Source organism: Rhizobium sp. P1_E6 (genome assembly GCF_056405875.1).
In genome coordinates, this window is the sequence record NZ_JBFUBG010000363.1 from 1 (window position 1) to 584 (window position 584).

The window sequence follows — 584 nt, forward strand, 5'->3', positions numbered from 1 at the left end:
TTTCAGCCCAGGTTTTGACCCAGACCTTGTGATTTTCTTTGTCGAGAAAGAGGCCAACCGGGCGGTCCTTCTGCGTCACCCGCTCCTTCACGAAATCATCGTATTCCGTCGTGACCAGATAGAAGTTCCACGTCGTAGATGTTGTCGCGAAGTCGGGCTGCTGGATGAGGGCGCGGACATAGTCTTCTAGCTGATCAAGCTCCTTGCGCGTGACTGTCAGCGAAGGACGCTTGAGCTCGACGAGAAAAAACTCTTTGTGACCGGGCTGAGAAGTCGGCACTGTTCGTCCCATAAATGAGTCGATCCGTCCGATTTTTCCGTCGGGTTTTCGCCCCTTAGCGTTTCGCGACCGAGATTTCCCGATTTCCTCCGAAACTCGGGCCATGATCTTCGTCAGGCCGGACTCCTGCATCGTGAAGTGAAAATTCTCTCCGAAGATCCAGGTGTTGTCGCCAACGAGAACATCAAGCTCGCCGCGCTCTCTGATGGTGGATCGGTGCTTCGGATCAAAAACCATCTGGCGGAGCATCTCGAGCGTCACTACCCGTTCTGCGATGAGGCTTGAAGCGGAAATAATGTGTGAG

General features: G+C 53.9%; 1 pseudogene. It reads right to left on the minus strand.

Annotated elements, in window-relative coordinates:
• Positions 1-584 (minus strand): annotated as a pseudogene (locus tag AC1D35_RS36760) (ATP-binding protein); the annotation flags it as partial.